The sequence below is a fragment of the Serratia sp. T13T92 genome, from assembly GCF_047530105.1.
GTDB classification, from domain to species: domain Bacteria; phylum Pseudomonadota; class Gammaproteobacteria; order Enterobacterales; family Enterobacteriaceae; genus Chania; species Chania fonticola.
On record NZ_JBLJAK010000015.1, the window covers coordinates 70,722 to 89,894 of the forward strand.

General features: G+C 54.8%; 15 protein-coding genes. 13 read left to right on the forward strand and 2 right to left on the reverse strand.

Annotated elements, in window-relative coordinates:
• The first annotated feature begins 26 nt into the window (after positions 1-26).
• A complete protein-coding gene (gene msbA, locus ACMV5I_RS15625; protein WP_021804917.1) occupies positions 27-1,772 on the forward strand; it encodes a lipid A ABC transporter ATP-binding protein/permease MsbA in 1,746 nt (581 codons plus the stop codon).
• A complete protein-coding gene (lpxK, locus tag ACMV5I_RS15630; RefSeq protein WP_141131820.1) occupies positions 1,772-2,749 on the forward strand; it encodes a tetraacyldisaccharide 4'-kinase in 978 nt (325 codons plus the stop codon). The genes msbA and lpxK overlap by 1 nt, the downstream gene beginning before the upstream one ends.
• 1 nt (position 2,750) lies before the next feature.
• Here lpxK and ACMV5I_RS15635 read toward each other — a convergent pair whose 3' ends face one another.
• Positions 2,751-4,157, reverse strand: a complete 1,407-nt coding sequence (locus ACMV5I_RS15635) for a VOC family protein (RefSeq protein WP_261456970.1) — start codon at positions 4,155-4,157, stop codon at positions 2,751-2,753.
• A gap of 517 nt (positions 4,158-4,674) precedes the next feature.
• On the opposite strand from ACMV5I_RS15635, the gene ACMV5I_RS15640 reads away from it, so the two are divergent.
• The 6 genes from ACMV5I_RS15640 to ACMV5I_RS15665 all read left to right on the forward strand — a co-directional run bounded on the left by ACMV5I_RS15640 (position 4,675) and on the right by ACMV5I_RS15665 (position 8,896).
• Complete coding sequence (locus ACMV5I_RS15640) at positions 4,675-4,884, forward strand: cold shock domain-containing protein (protein ID WP_021804914.1); 210 nt, start codon at positions 4,675-4,677, stop codon at positions 4,882-4,884.
• Positions 4,885-5,105: 221 nt separating this feature from the next.
• Positions 5,106-5,327 carry a cold-shock protein gene (locus ACMV5I_RS15645; protein ID WP_021804913.1) on the forward strand — a complete coding sequence of 74 codons (222 nt, stop codon included), beginning with the start codon at positions 5,106-5,108 and terminating at the stop codon, positions 5,325-5,327.
• A gap of 110 nt (positions 5,328-5,437) precedes the next feature.
• Positions 5,438-6,664 carry a winged helix-turn-helix domain-containing protein gene (locus ACMV5I_RS15650; protein WP_414824770.1) on the forward strand — a complete coding sequence of 409 codons (1,227 nt, stop codon included), beginning with the start codon at positions 5,438-5,440 and terminating at the stop codon, positions 6,662-6,664.
• Positions 6,665-6,936: 272 nt separating this feature from the next.
• Positions 6,937-7,119: a Trm112 family protein gene (locus ACMV5I_RS15655; protein ID WP_021804911.1), complete on the forward strand. Its 183-nt coding sequence runs from the start codon at positions 6,937-6,939 to the stop codon at positions 7,117-7,119.
• On the forward strand, positions 7,116-7,865 hold the full coding sequence (kdsB, locus tag ACMV5I_RS15660; RefSeq protein ID WP_202672631.1) for a 3-deoxy-manno-octulosonate cytidylyltransferase: 750 nt from the start codon (positions 7,116-7,118) through the stop codon (positions 7,863-7,865). The genes ACMV5I_RS15655 and kdsB overlap by 4 nt, the downstream gene beginning before the upstream one ends.
• 134 nt (positions 7,866-7,999) lie before the next feature.
• Positions 8,000-8,896 carry a YcbJ family phosphotransferase gene (locus ACMV5I_RS15665; RefSeq protein WP_059200397.1) on the forward strand — a complete coding sequence of 299 codons (897 nt, stop codon included), beginning with the start codon at positions 8,000-8,002 and terminating at the stop codon, positions 8,894-8,896.
• On the opposite strand, the gene elyC is transcribed toward ACMV5I_RS15665, so the two are convergent.
• A complete protein-coding gene (elyC, locus tag ACMV5I_RS15670; RefSeq protein ID WP_121606473.1) occupies positions 8,893-9,666 on the reverse strand; it encodes an envelope biogenesis factor ElyC in 774 nt (257 codons plus the stop codon). The genes ACMV5I_RS15665 and elyC overlap by 4 nt on opposite strands.
• A 152-nt stretch (positions 9,667-9,818) precedes the next feature.
• Between elyC and cmoM the strand changes: the two genes are divergently transcribed.
• The 5 genes from cmoM (at position 9,819) to ldtD (ending at position 19,139) form a co-directional block, all read left to right on the forward strand.
• Entirely contained in the window at positions 9,819-10,604 is a 786-nt protein-coding gene (cmoM, locus tag ACMV5I_RS15675; RefSeq protein ID WP_024484594.1) for a tRNA uridine 5-oxyacetic acid(34) methyltransferase CmoM, read from the forward strand.
• Positions 10,601-11,923 carry a chromosome partition protein MukF gene (mukF, locus tag ACMV5I_RS15680; RefSeq protein WP_024484593.1) on the forward strand — a complete coding sequence of 441 codons (1,323 nt, stop codon included), beginning with the start codon at positions 10,601-10,603 and terminating at the stop codon, positions 11,921-11,923. The genes cmoM and mukF overlap by 4 nt, the downstream gene beginning before the upstream one ends.
• The gene (gene mukE / locus ACMV5I_RS15685; protein WP_024484592.1) at positions 11,904-12,632 is read left to right on the forward strand and encodes a chromosome partition protein MukE; all 729 of its coding nucleotides are present in this window, start codon (positions 11,904-11,906) and stop codon (positions 12,630-12,632) included. Before mukF ends, mukE begins: the two co-directional genes overlap by 20 nt.
• Positions 12,629-17,083, forward strand: a complete 4,455-nt coding sequence (mukB, locus tag ACMV5I_RS15690) for a chromosome partition protein MukB (protein WP_414824771.1) — start codon at positions 12,629-12,631, stop codon at positions 17,081-17,083. The genes mukE and mukB overlap by 4 nt, the downstream gene beginning before the upstream one ends.
• A gap of 205 nt (positions 17,084-17,288) precedes the next feature.
• Positions 17,289-19,139: a L,D-transpeptidase gene (gene ldtD, locus ACMV5I_RS15695; protein WP_202712292.1), complete on the forward strand. Its 1,851-nt coding sequence runs from the start codon at positions 17,289-17,291 to the stop codon at positions 19,137-19,139.
• Positions 19,140-19,173: the final 34 nt, after the last annotated feature.

A 19,173-nucleotide genomic window follows, 5' to 3' on the forward strand; every position in this document is an offset into this window, starting at 1 on the left:
CTATTTCTTCCGATGCTGGTATTTGCATGATGAATGATAAAGATCTGTCCACCTGGCAGACGTTCCGCCGCCTCTGGCCGATGATCACACCTTTTAAAACCGGGTTGGTGGTCGCCGCCATTGCGCTGGTTTTAAACGCAGCGGGGGATACGTTAATGCTGTCCCTGCTCAAACCGTTATTAGACGACTTTGGTAAAGCCGATAGTCGAGTCTTGCATTGGATGCCGCTGGTCGTGATTGGACTGATGCTGATGCGTGGCATCACCAGCTATGTCTCCAGCTATTGTATTTCCTGGGTGTCTGGCATGGTGGTGATGCAGATGCGCCGTCGTCTGTTCGGCCATATGATGCGAATGCCGGTGGCCTTTTTTGACCAGCAATCGACAGGAACTCTGCTGTCACGTATTACCTACGACTCGGAACAGGTAGCTTCATCCTCTTCCAGCGCGTTGGTTACCGTGGTGCGTGAAGGGGCCTCGATCATCGGTCTGTTCATCATGATGTTTTATTACAGCTGGCAGCTCTCGCTGATCCTGATAGTGCTGGCACCGATCGTCTCCTTCGCGATCCGCCTGGTCTCCAAACGTTTCCGCAATATCAGTAAAAATATGCAAAACACCATGGGGCAGGTGACGACCAGTGCAGAACAGATGCTGAAAGGGCATAAAGAAGTGCTGATCTTTGGTGGCCAACAGGTGGAAACCGAGCGCTTCAACACCGTCAGTAACCGCATGCGCCAGCAGGGGATGAAGCTGGTTTCGGCTTCTTCTATTGCCGATCCTATTATTCAGTTGATCGCCTCATTGGCATTGGCGTTTGTGCTGTTTGCAGCAAGCTTCCCTAGCGTGATGGATACGCTGACAGCCGGTACCATTACCGTGGTGTTCTCCGCCATGATTGCCTTGATGCGCCCACTGAAATCCTTGACCAACGTGAATGCCCAGTTCCAGCGCGGGATGGCGGCTTGCCAGACGTTGTTCTCGATCCTGGATTTGGAACAGGAAAAGGATACCGGTACCCGCCAGGTTGAACGTGCCAAAGGTGATATCGAATTCCGTAATGTGACCTTTGCCTATCCGGGGCGCGAGATACCAGCGCTGCGTGATATCAATCTGAGCATTTCAGAAGGTAAAACGGTGGCGTTGGTTGGCCGTTCTGGTTCGGGTAAATCGACGATTGCCAACCTGTTGACGCGCTTCTACGACGTGCAGGAAGGGCAGATCCTGATGGATGGCCACGACCTGAGGGAATATACCCTGGCCTCGCTGCGCGATCAGGTTGCCCTGGTCTCACAGAACGTCCACCTGTTCAATGACACCATTGCCAACAACATTGCCTATGCTCGTGAAGAGCGCTACAGCCGCGAAGAGATTGAGAAAGCGGCGCGTATGGCCTATGCCACCGACTTCATTGATAAAATGGAGCAGGGTCTGGATACGGTGATCGGTGAGAACGGTGTGATGCTTTCCGGTGGTCAGCGTCAGCGTATTGCTATCGCTCGTGCCTTGCTGCGAGATTGCCCAATCCTGATCCTGGATGAAGCCACCTCCGCGCTGGATACCGAATCCGAGCGTGCGATCCAGGCGGCCTTGGACGAACTGCAGAAAAACCGTACCTCATTGGTGATTGCCCACCGTCTGTCGACTATCGAGAAAGCCGATGAGATCCTGGTGGTTGAAGATGGGCGTATCGTTGAACGTGGCCAGCATGCCGAGTTGATCGAGCAGAAAGGGGCTTACGCACAACTTCACCGCATGCAGTTTGGTCAGTAATGATAGAGCGCATCTGGTCCGGTAGTTCACTGGTTTACCTGCTGCTGTTGCCGCTCTCCTGGCTGTATGGCCTGGTGAGCGGCCTGATCCGCCTTAGCTACCGCTGTGGCTTGCGCAAGAGTTGGCGTGCGCCGGTACCGGTGGTTATCGTGGGGAACCTCACTGCGGGTGGCAACGGTAAAACACCGATGGTGATCTGGTTGGTTGAACAGCTGCAACAGCGTGGCTACCGGGTCGGCGTGGTTTCCAGAGGTTACGGCGGCAAATCGGCGGTCTATCCGCTGGTGCTGGATGCTCAGACTACCACCCGGCAGGCCGGTGATGAACCCGTGCTGATCTATCAGCGTACCGGGGCGCCGGTGGCTATTTCGCCAAAGCGCGCCGAAGCGGTGCAAGCCTTGTTGAATCAGGGCGAGCTTGATTTGATCATCACCGACGATGGCCTCCAGCACTACGCTTTACAGCGTGATTTTGAGCTGGTGGTGATCGATGGCGTTCGTCGCTTCGGCAATGGCTGGTGGCTGCCCGCTGGCCCAATGCGTGAGCGTGTATCCCGCTTAAAGACGGTGGATGCCTGTGTGGCAAATGGCGGAGTTGCCCAGCAGGGGGAAATCGCCATGAAGCTCCAGGCCCAGGATGCGGTGAATATCGCCAGCGGTGAACGCCGCCCGGCGATCGAATTGCCCCACGTGGTGGCGATGGCAGGGATCGGACATCCCCCAAGGTTTTTCGCCACGCTAGAAAAGTTGGGAGTTGAGGTCGAGCGCGAGGTGGCCTTTGCAGATCACCAGGAATACAACCACGGGCAGTTAGCCGCATTGGCGAGCCAAGGCCAAACGCTGCTGATGACCGAGAAGGATGCGGTGAAATGCCGTGCCTTTGCCCAGCCTGACTGGTGGTATTTACCGGTTGAAGCGATACTTCCCACCGAGCAGGCCGAGCAACTGTTGCAAGGAATTCAGAAGTTAATCAAATAATCTAAGCTTCCAAAGTGTGCAAGCCCAAGGCTTGCGCGCAAGCTTGCAGTGAGCGCTGCTGCGTTTGCTGATAAAGCGCCAATTCATCAATCACGCCTGCCCCTAATGCCTGTTCAAACGCCGCACGGCTTGATGACGCCGCGTATTGCGCATGGCTGCTCCCCCCCAGATTAGACTGAAAAATTCCGGCGGCGCTGACCGGCAGGAAATCCTCATACACCAACGGCTGGAAGCGGATGTAGTCCAATGCGATAAGCTGTTCGAGCGTGCTGTTCTGCTCAACGGTGTCTTTCGCTGCCAGCCCGCATTCGGTAGGGAAATAGCGGAACCAGGCTAATTGCTGCACGCGTAGTGCATCGTAATCATCCGGGAAGGCCTGGAAATGTTCAGCCAGCAGTTGGTAATAGCGTGGAGCATTATCTTCCGTAGCCGGAACCTGTAATGCATCCTGGGCGGCCTGCAGCAGGCGATCGTAAAGCGCACGCCCTTTGGCGGTCAGGGCGACTCCCCGTTGCTCAATTTCACCGAAACGCGCGGTATGATGCCCCATAACCTGATGACCGTCAGGTTCGATAAACAGGACTTGTTCCTCTAACGCTTTGAAACTGGTCTGGCGTAACAGAATAGGGCAGTGGCGCGTAGGCGGGCCTTCGATCACTGCTTTGGGCGGGATCCCGCGTTCTGGCATTGCCGCCTGTACCCGATCGATATCCAGCGTTCTTGGCGTCAGATGGTTGATATGTGGCCCTTTGAAGGCGACGATATCGGCGATCAGGCGATGTTGATTGTGCAACTGTTGATATTCACTGGCGCTGACGGTGGCCAAACGGTGCCAACGAAAGGTTTCGAGCGCCTGGGCGACGAATTCTTGCGCCTGCTCGGCATCCAGTCCGCCCTGGATTTCATGTAACGCTATCAACTCCAAAGCCCGCTCGGTAAAAATGCAGCGGCGATCCAGCAGCCGTTGTGCCAGCTCGCGCAGTGCCACGTTCTCAATCAGTTCCAGTCGTAGTAACGAAGTAAAGATGCGAAACGGGCTGACTTGCAGATCGGCTTCATGTACGGCACGAAAGGCGGTGGAGTGGACGGGGACGCCAGCAGCGGTCAGATCGTAATAACCCACCGCAGACATGCCCATGACGGCAAACAGTCGTCGTAAAGTCTGCAATTCAGCAGCCGTGCCGACGCGGATAGCGCCGTGGCGCTCCATCGATAATCGACCGATTTCACCGGTAATCTGTAACCCATGTGCCAAGGTTGAATCTTTACTCAGCACCTCCCGATTGGTTTCAGCGACCAGTTCTATCAAGTCACCGTACAGTGGCACCTCTTGTTGATACATGGCCGACATTGCCAGGGAAAATTTGGCGCGAATGTCATTCGGCGAGACGAAGTGCTGGTCGATCATACTGCTAGCTCCTTAGTTCAATAAAATCTGAAAAATGCGGTTTAGGCCGCCAATAGTGCTGGCTGGATGACACCTCACCGTGTTTTTGACTCAAGTCTAGTCAGTTGGTTCGTGATTTGTTATCGATTGGCTAACGATATTAGTGTTTTATGCGTTGGCTCTCATTTGCAGGCATCACCCCAAGTGGTGAGTGATAAGCGAGATGCTCCTTCGATGAGCTAAAAACATGAGGAATTTAAACTATTAAAATCAGTGTGATAGGAATGTTCTGGGCGGATGTGGCTAAAAAGTGTGATAAACCTCTTGTCTTGATGATGAGTTTATGAGTAAATGCATACCGGCCTGTGATGCAGCGCTATTTATGTACGAGTATAAATTAAGTAGTTCCTCCCAAGACGTTATCATCTGATTCCGCTTCAAAGACGAACCTTCTAAGTACCTCCCATAAGTAATGATTCTGAAAAACGGCCAAATTGCCATAGGGCAGGTTTTTGTAAATATTTAAAAGGTAATAGTAATGTCTAAGAAGACTGGTCAGGTTAAGTGGTTCAACGAAAGTAAAGGTTTTGGTTTCATTGAACAACAAGATGGCGGCAAAGATGTATTCGTACACTTCTCTGCAATCATGACCGAAGGTTTCAAGACTCTGGCAGAAGGCCAGCGTGTTGAGTATACCATTCAGGACAGCCCGCGCGGGCCGGCTGCCGCCAACGTTGTTGCTCTGTAAGTTTACAGGGAATAGCGTATAGAGAGCTTAATACAACCATAATGACGCGTTTATGCTGAGTTATGCGGAAGATATTAAGTTCAAACAGCCCGCCGTAGTGCGGGTTTTTTAATTTTTGCTCACGAGAGGTTTGTTACGAGAAACTTTAGGATGGGCTGGTAGCGTCCACACAATAACAAAAATAACGTTGTGAAGGATGCTCAAGTGAAAGGATATAAAATATGTTTAAGAATACAATGCTAAAAATGGGCCAAGTGAAATGGTTTGATCAGGCTCAAGGCTATGGTGTTATTTCACCGGTCGATGGTAGTGACGAAATTTATGTTAGCCGCCGTGCTATCGCCAATACCAAGAACAAGTCATTAAACGAAGGTCAGAACGTCGAGTTCTCGATTTATCGTAGCTCTCACGGGCTGTCAGCGGCAGACGTTATCGCGTTCTGACCCAAACTTTCCTCGCCAGTGCCGGTGCCGCCACCCCATGCACTGGCGAAGAAAATTTCTCCAGGATCCTCTATCATCAGGCCATTGCTCAATGACCCTTGGATATCAGGATGCCAATCCCCGTTATTTCGCTTTCCTCTGCCCGCGCGCTTCATCTTGCCGCTCAAGGGCTGCTATCCCCAATCAAACGCCAAGCTTGCCCCGATGATGTGATTACCGCCATCGATCGTATGGGGTTGCTGCAAATTGACACCATCAGCGTGGTGGCCCGCAGCCCTTACCTGGTGCTGTTCAGTCGCCTGGGCGATTATCGGCCAGAATGGCTGGAACAGGCTTTGGCTAGCCGCAAACTGTTCGAGTACTGGGCGCACGAAGCCTGCTTTCTTCCCATCGATGACTTTGGTCTGTTACGCCACCGCATGCTGCAACCGCAGGGGATGGGATGGAAATACTCGCAGGAATGGGTGCAACAGCACCAGCAGGCTATCGATGAACTGCTACAGCATATCGCGGTGCAGGGGCCGGTGCGTTCGGCCGATTTTAGCGCCGAAAAGAAAGGCGCAAACGGCTGGTGGGATTGGAAGCCGGAAAAGCGTCATCTGGAAATTCTGTTTACCTCTGGCAAGTTGATGGTGGCTGAACGCCGTAATTTTCACCGTGTCTACGATCTCACCGAACGTTTATTGCCGCAGTGGGATGATGATGTGCATGCCTTATCTCAGGCGACAGCGCAGCAACAGATGCTCACCCGCAGTTGCCGTTATCTCGGCGTGTTTAAAGCCGAATGGCTGGCAGATTATTACCGCTTGAAACGCGTCGCCCCCAAACCGTTGTTGGCGACGTTATTACAGCAGGGAGAGATCTCCCAGATCGCTATCGACGGGCTGGAAGGGGAATTTTATGTCCATCAGTCGCTGGCGGCCGAGTTGGCGCTGGCAGAACAAGGGAAGTTGACATCCACGGTAACCTGCCTGCTGTCTCCTTTTGATCCGGTGGTGTGGGATCGGCGGCGTGCGCTGGAACTGTTCAACTTTGACTATCGGCTGGAATGCTACACGCCAAAAGAAAAACGCCAGTACGGCTATTTCACCTTGCCGCTGTTACAGCGGGGCAAACTGATTGGCCGGGTAGATGCGAAAATGCACCGCAAGCAGGGCGTGTTTGAAGTGATCAGTTTCCATCTTGAATCTGGGGTCAAGCTGGGTAAGCAGCGTTGTCAGGATATTCGTCAGGCAATCACCCGTACGGCGAAATGGCACGGGGCGCAGCAGGTCACGCTAGGAGATGTACCAGCGCTGCTGGCCGCAGAGTGGGGGCAGGGCTGGGAAGTAGAATAGCTAACGCTCCTCGCCCTAAGCTTTGTTAGTTGCTGTAGTTGGCAAACAGCGCGATGATTTTATGAAGACGTTTGATCATTTGCAGGTTCTCATTTTTTTGTGATGTAAATCACAAAAAATTCTACGCCTGCGAATGGAGTGATTCAACCCCCGCAGAAAAATTTCCCGTTCGGCAACCGTCTCAGCAAATCAGGCGGTGATTAACCGGCCCTATGGCGTTATGCTATCCTCACGCACTTTCCCTAGTTAGCATATCTTCCCCTGGAGGAAGCATGGATCACCGTTTACTCGAAATCATTGCCTGCCCGGTTTGCAACGGTAAGCTCTATTTCAACAAAGAACATCAGGAACTGGTCTGTAAGCTGGACGGCCTGGCCTACCCACTGCGTGATGGTATTCCGGTATTGCTGGAAAACGAAGCGCGCACCATCCCACTGGACGAGAAACACGCATGAGTTTTATCGCTATCATCCCGGCGCGTTACGCGTCCACCCGCTTGCCGGGTAAACCGTTGGCGGATATCCACGGTAAGCCGATGGTGGTGCATGTGATGGAACGAGCCCGTGAATCAGGGGCTTCCCGCGTGATTGTCGCCACCGATCACCCAGAGGTGGCCAAAGCGGTCGAGGCTGCCGGCGGTGAAGTTTGCATGACCAGCCCGGACCACCATTCCGGCACCGAACGCCTGGCGGAAGTGATCGAGAAATGTGGTTTTGCCGATGATGAAATCATTGTCAATGTGCAAGGCGATGAGCCGATGATCCCGCCGGTTATCGTGCGTCAGGTGGCAGAAAACCTGGCTGCCAGCACTGCAGGGATGGCCACGCTGGCGGTGCCGATCGAAACCGCAGAAGAAGCCTTCAACCCGAATGCGGTCAAGGTGGTGATGGATGCGCAAGGCTATGCGCTCTATTTCTCACGCGCCACCATCCCTTGGGATCGCGAGCGTTTTGCTCAGTCAAAAGAGACTATTGGCAATAGCCTGCTGCGGCATATCGGCATTTACGCCTACCGTGCTGGTTTTGTCCGCCGCTATGTCAGTTGGCAACCAAGCCAACTGGAACAGATTGAACTGCTGGAGCAGCTGCGTGTGCTGTGGTACGGCGAAAAGATCCACGTCGCGGTGGCACAGGCCATTCCGAGCGTCGGTGTCGATACTCCAGAAGACCTGCAACGAGTGCGAGACAGCATCAAGCGTTGAGTCGTCTATTGGCCGGGGACCCCGGCCATCTCAATTCCCTGATTTCCCCCTTTTATTGATCTGCATTGAAGAATTTCTCCGCTCACCGTTCAATGATGACAGGTGCTTATCCTTAATCTGGAGGGGGTCGTCCCATGGAGCAGCTGCGTGCCGAATTGAGTATTGTGCTGGGAGAGTCCGTCGGTCGTCTGGAACGCGTCAGCGAACAGCCTTATGCCCATCTGTATTCACTGTACGATCGCCAGGATCATGCGATCCCGTTGATGGCGAAAAGCTTTGTCTGTGAGGGCATTGCCCAACAGGAAGCTTACAAACTATCTATGTTGGCGCGTGAAGGGGACATTCGTCTGCCAACGGTGTTTGGCGTGGTCTACACCCGACAAGCGCCCTACAAAGAGATTTTGCTGATAGAACGCCTGCGCGGCGTATCGGTCGAGGCGCCAACCCGGACTTTGGCCCGCTGGGAAGCCTTGATGGACCAGATTGTCGACGGCATGCTGGCCTGGCACCGAATCGACAGCCACGGCTGCGTGGGTACGGTAGACAGCACGCAGGAAAATGATTGGTGCAGTTGGTACCAGCAGCGTATCGAGGTACTTTGGTCAACTCTGGGTAATATGAACTCGCCGCTGTTAAGCATGGCAGATCGCCGTCTGCTGTACCGCACGCGCGAAATGCTGATAGACTTCTTTGCCGATTTTGACGACCCTTGCGTGTTGGTGCACGGCAATCTGGGGTTGCGCAGCATGTTGAAAGATGCCAAAACCGACCAACTGCTGGCGATGCTCAACCCTGGCATGATGCTGTGGGCGCCACGGGAATATGAGCTGTTCAGGCTTTGCGAGGCGGGAATGCCGGATCAACTGCTGTTCCACTATCTACAGCGTGCCCCGGTGGCGGAGTCTTTCCTGTCTCGTCGTTGGCTGTATGTGGTATGGGAAGCGGTAGCCAGGATGATCCATACCGGCAAGCTGGATCGCCCGGCGTTCGATCAGGCCGCGCAACAGCTACGGCCCTGGCTGGCTCACTAATCGCTGCTGGCCTCACCGTCACCTTTTAGCTGCTGCCACAGGCTACCCAGCGTTTCGTATGCCGCCCGTTCGCTGTGCCCAAGGAACATCGCGGAAGGCATCACCCGATCCCAGATATTCAGCGGTGAGGTAATGGCCAGTTGATTGGCCGGAGCCGGGACTGGGTGTAGACCTTGGGCCTCAAAGAAGCGCATGGCACGCGGCAAGTGATTGGCGGATGTCACCAGCGCAAACGGCTGTTTCCCCACCAATTTGGCGACTTCTACGGCTTCCTGTTCAGTATCCCGCGGGCGATCCACCAGCACGATGTCGCTGGCAGGTACGCCCAGGCTTTCCGCCACCAGTGCTGCGGTGGCCGCGCTGCTTTGCGTTTTCGCGCCTTTTCCACCGGTAAAGACCATCTTGCTACCTGGGTGCGACAGGTATAGCCTGACGCCTTCGGTCACCCGTGGCAGGCTGTTGTTGAGCAGGTTAGAGCTGGGAGCCCAGTCCGGGTTATAGGTGTAACCGCCGCCCAGCACCACGATATAGTCAATCGGGCCGTTGCCTCTATAGGTCGGGTAACTGGATTCTAACGGTTTCAACAGGCGATCGGCGACCGGTTGCAGGCTGAGCAACAGCAACAGCAGCCAGCTCAGGCTCAACATGACTTTGCCGCTTTTCTGCCAACGGGTAAACCACAGCAGCAATAATGCCAGCCCCATTAACAACAGCAGGGCGGGTAGAGGCATCATCAGGCCGCCAATAAATTTTTTTAAGTTAAATAACATCAAAAATCAGGTCCTTTTGGGCGAAAAAACGACATCTGGCCGCATTCATGCTGCAAGAAGATTTATTCTAAGCCAGTCTGTGCCAAAATAGCAGGTTTGAATGGGCAGGCGCTTTGCCGTCGGCCAAGATAAAATCAGCGGAGCCGTTGTCCATGCAGGATCGCAATTTTGACGATATTGCCGAGAAGTTTGCGCGTAATATTTACGGCACCACCAAGGGGAAAATCCGTCAGGCGGTGGTCTGGCAGGATCTGACCACGCTGCTGGCCCAGTTGCCACAGCGGCCGCTGCGTATTCTGGATGCTGGTGGAGGCGAAGGCCATATGGCCTGCCAACTGGCAGAATTAGGACATCAGGTCTTGTTGTGCGATCTTTCTGGTGAGATGATCCAACGCGCTGCGTTGCTGGCCGAGCAGAAAGGTGTGAGCCAGAACATGCAATTCATACAAAGTTCGGCGCAAGAGATTGGTCAGCATTTGGCACAACCGGTCGATCTGATATTGTTCCATGCGGTTTTGGAGTGGATCGCCGAACCACAGGTGGCATTACAGGCGTTGTTTGATTGTCTGGTGCCCGGCGGCGCACTGTCACTGATGTTCTTTAATGCCAACGGTTTGTTGATGCGTAATGTGGTGTTGGGCAATTTCCAACTGGTGGATCCCGAGGTCAGGCGGCGTCGCAAGCGTTCGCTGTCGCCGCAGTATCCACACAGCCCACCGCTGGTCTACGGCTGGTTGGAGCAGATGGGCATGCAGATTTCAGGCAAAACCGGCGTGAGGGTTTTCCATGATTATCTGCAAAGCAGGCAGCTACAGACCCAAAAATTTGAAGAGTTACTGGCGCTTGAACAGCTTTATTGTCGGCAAGAGCCTTACGTGAGTTTGGGGCGCTATATTCACGTCTCGGCGCATAAACCGAACCTGAAGGACGAACTATGAGTGAATTTTCCCAGACAGTACCCGAACTGGTCGCCTGGGCACGGAAAAATGATTTCTCTATTTCGCTCCCCACTGAGCGTCTTGCGTTTTTGCTGGCTATTGCCACGTTAAATGGTGAGCGGCTGGACGGCGAGATGAGCGAAGGTGAGCTGGTTGATGCATTTCGCCATGTCAGCAAAGGGTTTGAACAGACGCATGAAACGGTGGCGATACGCGCCAACAATGCGATTAACGACATGGTGCGCCAGCGCCTGTTGAACCGTTTTACCAGCGAGTTGGCGGACGGCAATGCCATCTATCGCCTGACTCCGCTGGGCATTGGTATTACCGATTACTATATCCGCCAGCGTGAGTTTTCGACCCTGCGCCTTTCCATGCAGCTGTCGATTGTGGCGGAAGAGTTAAAGCGTGCCGCAGACGCTGCCGAAGAGGGCGGCGATGATTTCCATTGGCACCGCAACGTCTTTGCTCCGCTGAAATACTCGGTAGCGGAGATCTTCGACAGTATCGATCTGACCCAGCGCCTGATGGATGAACAGCAGCAGAGCGTGAAAACCGATATTGCGGCGCTGCTCAACCAGGATTGGCGTGCGGCGATCTCCAGCTGTGAAATGCTGCTGTCGGAAACCTCCGGTACCTTGCGTGAACTTCAGGATACGCTGGAGGCCGCAGGTGATAAACTCCAGGCCAACCTGCTGCGCATTCAGGACGCCACGTTGGGTGAGATGGAGCTGGGCTTTGTCGATAAGCTGGTGTTTGATTTGCAAAGCAAGCTGGATCGCATCATCAGTTGGGGCCAACAGGCGATTGACCTGTGGATCGGCTATGACCGCCACGTGCACAAGTTTATCCGTACCGCCATCGATATGGATAAAAACCGCGTGTTCGCCCAACGCCTGCGCCAATCGGTACAAAACTACTTCGATAACCCTTGGACGCTGACCCATGCCAACGCCGATCGTCTGCTCGATATGCGAGACGAAGAGCTGGCGTTGCGCAGTGAGGAGGTCACCGGGGAGCTGCCGCCAGATCTGGAATATGAAGAGTTCAGCGAAATTCGCGAACAGTTGGCAGCGATGATCGAACAGGCACTGAAGGTTTACCAGGAACAAAAAATGCCGCTCGATTTAGGGGCAGTGATGCGCGATTATCTGGCGCAATATCCGCGTGTGCGTCACTTTGACGTTGCCCGCATAGTGGTCGACCAGGCAGTGCGCCTTGGTGTGGCTGAAGCTGATTTTTCAGGGTTGCCCGCGCAGTGGCAGGCAATCAATGATTACGGAGCCAAGGTACAGGCCCATGTCATCGACAAATATTGAACAAGTAATGCCAGTCAAACTGGCCAAGGCATTGTCTAACACGCTGTTTCCGGCGTTGGACAGCCAATTGCGCGCAGGTCGTCACATCGGTATCGATGAATTGGACAACCACGCATTCCTCATGGATTTTCAAGACGAGCTGGAAGAGTTTTATACCCGTTACAGCGTCGAGCTGATCCGGGCGCCGGAAGGGTTCTTCTATTTGCGCCCGCGCTCGACCACGCTCATTCCACGCTCGGTGCTTTCCGAGCTGGACATGATGGTCGGCAAGATCCTGTGCTACCTCTACCTGAGCCCCGAGCGCCTGGCGCACGAAGGCATTTTCAGCCAGCAGGAGCTGTATGATGAGCTGCTGAGCCTGGCGGATGAGAGCAAGCTGCTGAAGTTCGTCAACCAGCGCTCCACCGGTTCGGATCTCGATCGTCAGAAGCTGCACGAAAAAGTGCGCTCCTCGCTCAATCGCCTGCGCCGTCTGGGCATGGTGTATTTCATGGGCAATGACAACAGCAAATTCCGCATTACCGAGGCAGTGTTCCGCTTCGGTGCCGATGTGCGTAGCGGTGACGACCCGCGCGAAGCCCAGTTGCGGATGATCCGCGACGGTGAGGCGATGCCGGTTGAAAACAGCCTGTCACTGAACGATGACGTTGATGCGGAAGATGCGCAGGCAGAAGCCACCCCGGACAGTGCAGAGGATGAACAGGAATGATTGAACGCGGTAAATTTCGCTCACTGACGCTGGTTAACTGGAACGGTTTCTTTGCCCGAACCTTTGATCTCGATGAGCTGGTCACCACGCTTTCGGGCGGTAACGGGGCCGGTAAGTCAACCACCATGGCGGCGTTTGTCACGGCGCTGATCCCGGATCTGACGCTGCTGCACTTTCGTAACACCACCGAAGCCGGTGCCACCAGCGGTTCACGCGATAAAGGCCTGCACGGTAAATTGCGTGCCGGTGTCTGCTACTCAACGCTGGACGTAGTCAACTCACGCCACCAGCGTGTGGTGGTCGGGGTTCGTCTGCAACAGGTTGCGGGGCGCGATCGTAAGGTCGATATCAAACCTTTCACCATTCAGGGCCTGCCAACGGCGGTGCAACCGACCGAACTGCTGACCGAGACCGTGGGTGAGCGTCAGGCGCGAGTCCTTTCGTTGCAGGAACTGAAAGAGCGTGTTGAAGAGATGGAAGGGGTGCAGTTCAAGCAGTTCAACTCCATCACCGATTACCACGCCCTGATGTTTGATCTGGGGGTGCTGCCCAAGCGTCTACGCACTTCCTCCGACCGCAGCAAGTTCTATCGTCTGATCGAAGCCTCGCTGTACGGCGGGATTTCCAGCGCCATCACCCGTTCTCTGCGTGATTACCTGCTGCCGGAAAACGGCGGCGTGCGTAAAGCGTTCCAGGATATGGAAGCCGCACTGCGCGAGAACCGCATGACGTTGGAAGCGATTCGCGTCACCCAGTCGGACCGCGATCTGTTCAAGCATCTAATCTCCGAAGCGACCTCGTACGTTGCCGCAGACTACATGCGCCACGCTAATGAACGGCGTATCCATCTGGATGGAGCGCTGGTATTACGCAACGAGTTGCTGAGCAGCCGCAAACAGCTGGCCGCCGAGCAGTTCCGCCATGTTGAAATGGCTCGTGAGCTGGCTGAGCAAAGCGGTGCTGAATCCGATCTGGAAACCGATTATCAGGCCGCCAGCGATCACCTCAATCTGGTGCAGACCGCAATGCGCCAGCAGGAAAAGATCGAACGCTATGAAGGCGATCTGGAAGAGCTGACCTACCGTCTGGAAGAGCAGAATGAGGTTGTCGCCGAAGCGAGCGAACAGCAGGCGGAAAACGAAGCGCGTGCCGAAGCCGCAGAGCTGGAGGTGGATGAGCTGAAAAGCCAGCTCGCCGATTACCAGCAGGCGTTGGACGTGCAACAAACCCGCGCCATTCAATATCAGCAGGCACTCCAGGCGCTTGAGCGCGCCCGTGCGCTGTGTCAGGTGCCGGAACTGACCGCCGAAAATGCCGAAGAGTGGCTGGATACCTTCCAGGCGCGTGAGCAGGAAGCGACAGAATCCCTGTTGCAGTTGGAACAAAAGTTAAGCGTGGCGGATGCCGCTCACAGCCAGTTCGAGCAGGCCTACCAGTTGGTGGGTAAAATTGCGGGCGAAGTCAGCCGCAGTGAAGCCTGGCAAACCGCGCGTGAGTTATTGCGTGACTGGCCTTCGCAGCAGCATCAGGCCGAGCGTGTGCAGCCGTTGCGGATGCGTTTGAGCGAGTTGGAGCAACGCTTGCGCTCGCAGCAGGATGCCGAACGTCTGTTGCAGGAGTTCTGTAAACGCCACGGGCAGAGTTATCAACCGGATGAACTTGACGCCTTGCAGCAAGAGCTGGAAGAGCGTTTGGAATCGTTGTCGCAAAGCGTCAGCGAGGCCGGTGAGCGCCGGATGGAAATGCGCCAGGAGCTGGAGCAGATCCAGCAGCGCATCAAAGAGCTGACCGCCAGAGCACCGATTTGGCTGGCCGCGCAGGATTCACTGACCCAGCTCAGCGAGCAGAGCGGTGAAGCCTTCGAAGATGGTCAGCAGGTTACCGAATACATGCAGCAACTGCTGGAGCGCGAACGCGAAACCACGGTTGAACGTGATGAAGTGGCCAGCCGTAAGCGCGAAATCGAAGCGCAGGTTGAACGCCTCAGCCAGCCGAGCGGGGCAGAAGATCAGCGTCTGGTAACGCTGGCGGAGCGCTTTGGCGGCGTGCTGCTGTCAGAAATCTATGACGATGTCACCATTGACGATGCCCCGTACTTCTCCGCGCTGTACGGTCCATCGCGCCACGCTATTGTGGTGCCGGATCTGTCGCTGGTGCGCGAGATGCTGGAAGGGTTGGAAGACTGCCCGGAAGATCTCTACCTGATCGAAGGGGATCCGCAGTCGTTTGACGACAGCGTGTTCGCCGTCGAAGAACAAGAAAAAGCGGTGGTGGTGAAAATCGCCGATCGCCAGTGGCGTTACTCCCGCTACCCGGAAGTACCGTTGTTTGGCCGTGCCGCTCGGGAAAATCGCCTGGAAGTGCTGTACGCAGAGCGTGACTCATTGGCCGAACGCTACGCTACCTTGTCATTTGACGTGCAGAAAACCCAGCGTTCTCATCAGGCGTTCAGCCGCTTTATCGGTTCGCACCTCGCCGTGGCGTTTGACGCAGATCCTGAAGCGGATATCCGTGCTCTGAACAGCCGCCGTGGTGAAATTGAGCGTGCGCTGAATAACCACGAAGCGCAGAACCAACAGCAGCGTCAGCAATACGATCAGGCTAAAGAGGGCATTTCCGCACTCAACCGCCTGATGCCGCTGGTCTCGCTGCTGAATGATGAAACCTTGCAGGATCGTGTCGAAGAGATCCGCGAGGAAATGGAAGAGGCGCAGGATGCTGCGCGCTATATCCAACAGCACGGCGTTTCCTTGGCCAAGCTGGAGCCTATGTTATCGGTGCTGCAAAGCGATCCGGAACAGCATGAGCAACTACAGCAGGACTATGTGCAGGCCCAGGCCACCCAACGCCAGGCTAAACAGCAAGCCTTTGCCCTGACGGAAGTGGTACAGCGCCGCGCGCACTTCAGCTATACCGATTCTGCCGGTATGCAGAATGCCGATAACGATCTCAACGATAAACTGCGTCAACGCCTGGAACATGCGGAAGCGGAACGTACCCGCGCCCGCGAGCAACTGCGCCAGTATCAGACCCAGTTTACGCAATACAGCCAGGTACTGGCCTCGCTGAAAAGCTCTTATGACGCCAAACGCGACATGCTTAAAGAGCTGAGTCAGGAACTGGTGGACATTGGTGTGCAAGCCGATGCCAATGCCGAAGCCCGCGCGCGGCAGCGTCGGGACGAATTACATGCTTCGCTGAGTAATAACCGTAACCGCCGCAACCAGTTGGAGAAACAACTGACCTTCTGCGAAGCGGAAATGGACAGCCTGCAAAAGAGACTGCGCAAGCTGGAGCGTGATTATTACCAACTGCGTGAGCAAGTGGTGACCGCCAAGGCGGGCTGGTGTGCCGTGATGCGTCTGGTGAAAGACAACGGGGTTGAACGCCGTCTGCACCGTCGTGAACTGGCCTATATGGACGGTGACGAGCTGCGTTCGATGTCGGATAAGGCATTGGGTGCGCTGCGTCTGGCGGTGGCGGATAACGAACATCTGCGTGATGTGCTGCGCCTGTCGGAAGATCCGAAACGGCCAGAGCGCAAGATCCAGTTCTTTATCGCGGTCTATCAGCATCTGCGCGAGCGTATTCGTCAGGATATTATCCGCACTGACGATCCGGTCGAAGCTATCGAACAGATGGAGATCGAACTGGGCCGTCTGACCGAAGAGCTGACCGCGCGCGAACAGAAACTGGCGATCAGTTCGAAGAGCGTGGCGAACATTATCCGCAAGACCATTCAGCGTGAGCAGAACCGTATTCGGATGCTTAACCAGGGGCTGCAAGCAGTTTCCTTCGGTCAGGTGAAGAGCGTGCGGTTGAACGTCAACGTACGGGAAGCGCATGCCACCTTGCTGGATGTGCTCTCTGAGCAGCAGGAACAGCATCAGGATCTGTTTAACAGCAACCGTCTGACCTTCTCGGAAGCGTTGGCCAAGCTGTATCAGCGCCTGAACCCGCAGATCGATATGGGCCAGCGCACGCCACAAACCATCGGTGAAGAGCTGCTGGATTACCGTAACTATCTGGAGCTGGAAGTGGAAGTCTTCCGTGGCTCCGACGGCTGGCTGCGTGCGGAAAGTGGCGCGTTGTCTACCGGGGAAGCGATCGGTACCGGCATGTCAATTCTGGTCATGGTGGTGCAGAGCTGGGAAGAGGAATCACGCCGCCTGCGGGGTAAAGATATTTCACCTTGCCGCCTGCTGTTCCTTGATGAAGCCGCGCGTCTGGATGCCAAATCCATCGCCACGCTGTTTGAGCTGTGCGATCGTCTGGAGATGCAGTTGATTATCGCCGCGCCAGAAAACATCAGCCCGGAAAAAGGGACCACCTATAAACTGGTGCGTAAAGTGTTCCAGAACCATGAGCATGTGCACGTGGTTGGCCTGCGTGGGTTCGCCAGCGAACAACCGGCTTTAAACTCGGTGGCAGAAGAATCGCCACAAAGCTAAAATAAATGCCCTATAAATCTGAAAATAGCCGCCTGAAGGTGGCTATTTTTTTGCATGACGAGGATGATAGGCGTGTTTTTTTGCCGGTGGTAAGCTGGGATGAAACGGTTATTTACGGCGCTGAGAGCAAAAGCGCCGTTCTGTTTGTATACTGAAACTAATAATAGTCCGTGCGGTATTTTTGTGAGCCTACAGGGGGCAAGGGATGTTGCTTAAAAATGGAAACTCAGTACGACGTCTGGCATTGAGTTGCGCAATAGCGTGTGGTTTTGCCGTGTCGTTTTCCGCATGGGCAACTGTACCGGCGTTACCGGTGGCGTCATCGTCATCGGGAATGTCCGTGGCACAAAGTCGTGCCGAACTGCTGGCGGCATTGCCGAAAAGCGTTGTGCCGTATTATCTCTCCACGTTGGCACCGCTGTACGCCGCCAACCAGATGCAACCTATGTGGCAAGATCGGGAAGCGGTACAGCAATTTCAACAGCAACTGGCTGAGTTGGCCATTTCTGGCGTACAGCCGCAGTTTACTCAATGGGTAAAACTGCTGACCGATCCACTCATCACCGATATGGCACGTGATATTGTGCTGTCGGATGCGATGCTAGGTTATTTGCAGTTTGTCTCCTCAATCGGGGCCAACGGCAACAACTGGCTGTACAGCAATGTTCCTTACAAGCTGAAGGTGCCAGCGAATACGGTGATCAACCAGTGGCAGCTCTCGATACATCAGGGCAAAACGCTGGCGTATATTAATTCGTTGGCCCCGCAGCACCCTCAGTACGCCAAAATGCATTTGGCGCTGCGCGAAATGCTGGCGGCTGGGCGCCCGTGGCCACAAATGACCAATGGCGCAAGCCTGCGTCCCGGTCAGCTCAGCGACGATATTCCCGCACTGCGCGATATTCTGGCGCGTACCGGAATGCTAATCGCCACTCCGGCGGTAGCATCTGCTTCGCCTGAGCCTCAAGTCACCAACGCCAGCGCGACGACCCCAGCGGCGGATGACGATCTGTCGGTGGATGAAGAGAAGGATCGCGCTACCGCAGTGGCTGTCGTTAGCCCGGGCGCGGCATCGATCAAAGATCTTGCTCCCTCTCCAGAAGCGACCGCGCAGGTACAACCTGCCAGTCCGGTTTCGGTTATGGATAATCGTTACACCGAAGATCTGGTGGAAGGGGTCAAACGCTTCCAAACCTGGCAAGGGCTGACGCCTGATGGCGTCATCGGTGCCCGGACGCGTGAATGGCTGAACGTTTCGCCGCAAACTCGTGCTTCACTGCTGGCGTTGAATATCCAGCGCCTGCGCATTCTGCCAGGGCACGTTGATACCGGCATTATGGTCAACATCCCGAACTACTCGCTCACCTACTATCTGAATGGTAATGAAGTGTTATCTTCGCGGGTGATTGTTGGCCGTCCGAGCCGCAAAACACCATTGATGAGCAGCGCGCTGAATAACGTGGTGGTCAACCCGCCGTGGAACGTGCCAACCAAGCTGATCCGTGAAGATATCGTGCCCAAGGCCATGCATGATGCCAGCTACTTCCAGAAACACGGCTACCGTGTATTCTCTGGCTGGAGCAACGATGCGCAAGTGATCGATCCGGCAATGATTGACTGGAGTGTGGTTTCACCACGCAACTTCCCTTACCGTATCCAGCAGGCACCGGGGAGCAGCAACTCGTTAGGGCGTTTCAAATTCAACATGCCGAGCTCGGATGCCATCTATCTGCATGACACTCCGAACCACGGCCTGTTCCAGAAGGATATCCGGGCGTTAAGCTCTGGCTGTGTGCGCGTTAACAAGGCTTCCGATTTGGCCAATATGTTGTTGCAGGATGCCGGTTGGAACAACGCGCGTGTTTCCTCCACGCTGAAAGGCGGCAATACGACGTATGTGAACATCCGCCAGAACATCCCGGTGCAGCTGTATTATCTGACGGCTTGGGTCTCTGATGATGGTAAGCCACAGTTCCGCACAGATATTTACAATTATGATGCGACAGTGAGATCGGGTGCACAAATTTTGGCTCAGGCCGAAAAATTGATGCAATAAATGCAGTAATTCTAGATAAATAACGGTCTGAATG

Bases quoted from the DNA above. Each gene is read 5' to 3' on its own strand.
- msbA (WP_021804917.1), top strand. From the start codon at position 27: ATGATGAATGATAAAGATCTGTCCACCTGGCAGACGTTCCGCCGCCTC.
- lpxK (WP_141131820.1), top strand. From the start codon at position 1,772: ATGATAGAGCGCATCTGGTCCGGTAGTTCACTGGTTTACCTGCTGCTG.
- ACMV5I_RS15635 (WP_261456970.1), bottom strand. From the start codon at position 4,157: ATGATCGACCAGCACTTCGTCTCGCCGAATGACATTCGCGCCAAATTT.
- ACMV5I_RS15640 (WP_021804914.1), top strand. From the start codon at position 4,675: ATGTCTAAGAAGACTGGTCAGGTTAAGTGGTTCAACGAAAGTAAAGGT.
- ACMV5I_RS15645 (WP_021804913.1), top strand. From the start codon at position 5,106: ATGTTTAAGAATACAATGCTAAAAATGGGCCAAGTGAAATGGTTTGAT.
- ACMV5I_RS15650 (WP_414824770.1), top strand. From the start codon at position 5,438: ATGCCAATCCCCGTTATTTCGCTTTCCTCTGCCCGCGCGCTTCATCTT.
- ACMV5I_RS15655 (WP_021804911.1), top strand. From the start codon at position 6,937: ATGGATCACCGTTTACTCGAAATCATTGCCTGCCCGGTTTGCAACGGT.
- kdsB (WP_202672631.1), top strand. From the start codon at position 7,116: ATGAGTTTTATCGCTATCATCCCGGCGCGTTACGCGTCCACCCGCTTG.
- ACMV5I_RS15665 (WP_059200397.1), top strand. From the start codon at position 8,000: ATGGAGCAGCTGCGTGCCGAATTGAGTATTGTGCTGGGAGAGTCCGTC.
- elyC (WP_121606473.1), bottom strand. From the start codon at position 9,666: ATGTTATTTAACTTAAAAAAATTTATTGGCGGCCTGATGATGCCTCTA.
- cmoM (WP_024484594.1), top strand. From the start codon at position 9,819: ATGCAGGATCGCAATTTTGACGATATTGCCGAGAAGTTTGCGCGTAAT.
- mukF (WP_024484593.1), top strand. From the start codon at position 10,601: ATGAGTGAATTTTCCCAGACAGTACCCGAACTGGTCGCCTGGGCACGG.
- mukE (WP_024484592.1), top strand. From the start codon at position 11,904: ATGTCATCGACAAATATTGAACAAGTAATGCCAGTCAAACTGGCCAAG.
- mukB (WP_414824771.1), top strand. From the start codon at position 12,629: ATGATTGAACGCGGTAAATTTCGCTCACTGACGCTGGTTAACTGGAAC.
- ldtD (WP_202712292.1), top strand. From the start codon at position 17,289: ATGTTGCTTAAAAATGGAAACTCAGTACGACGTCTGGCATTGAGTTGC.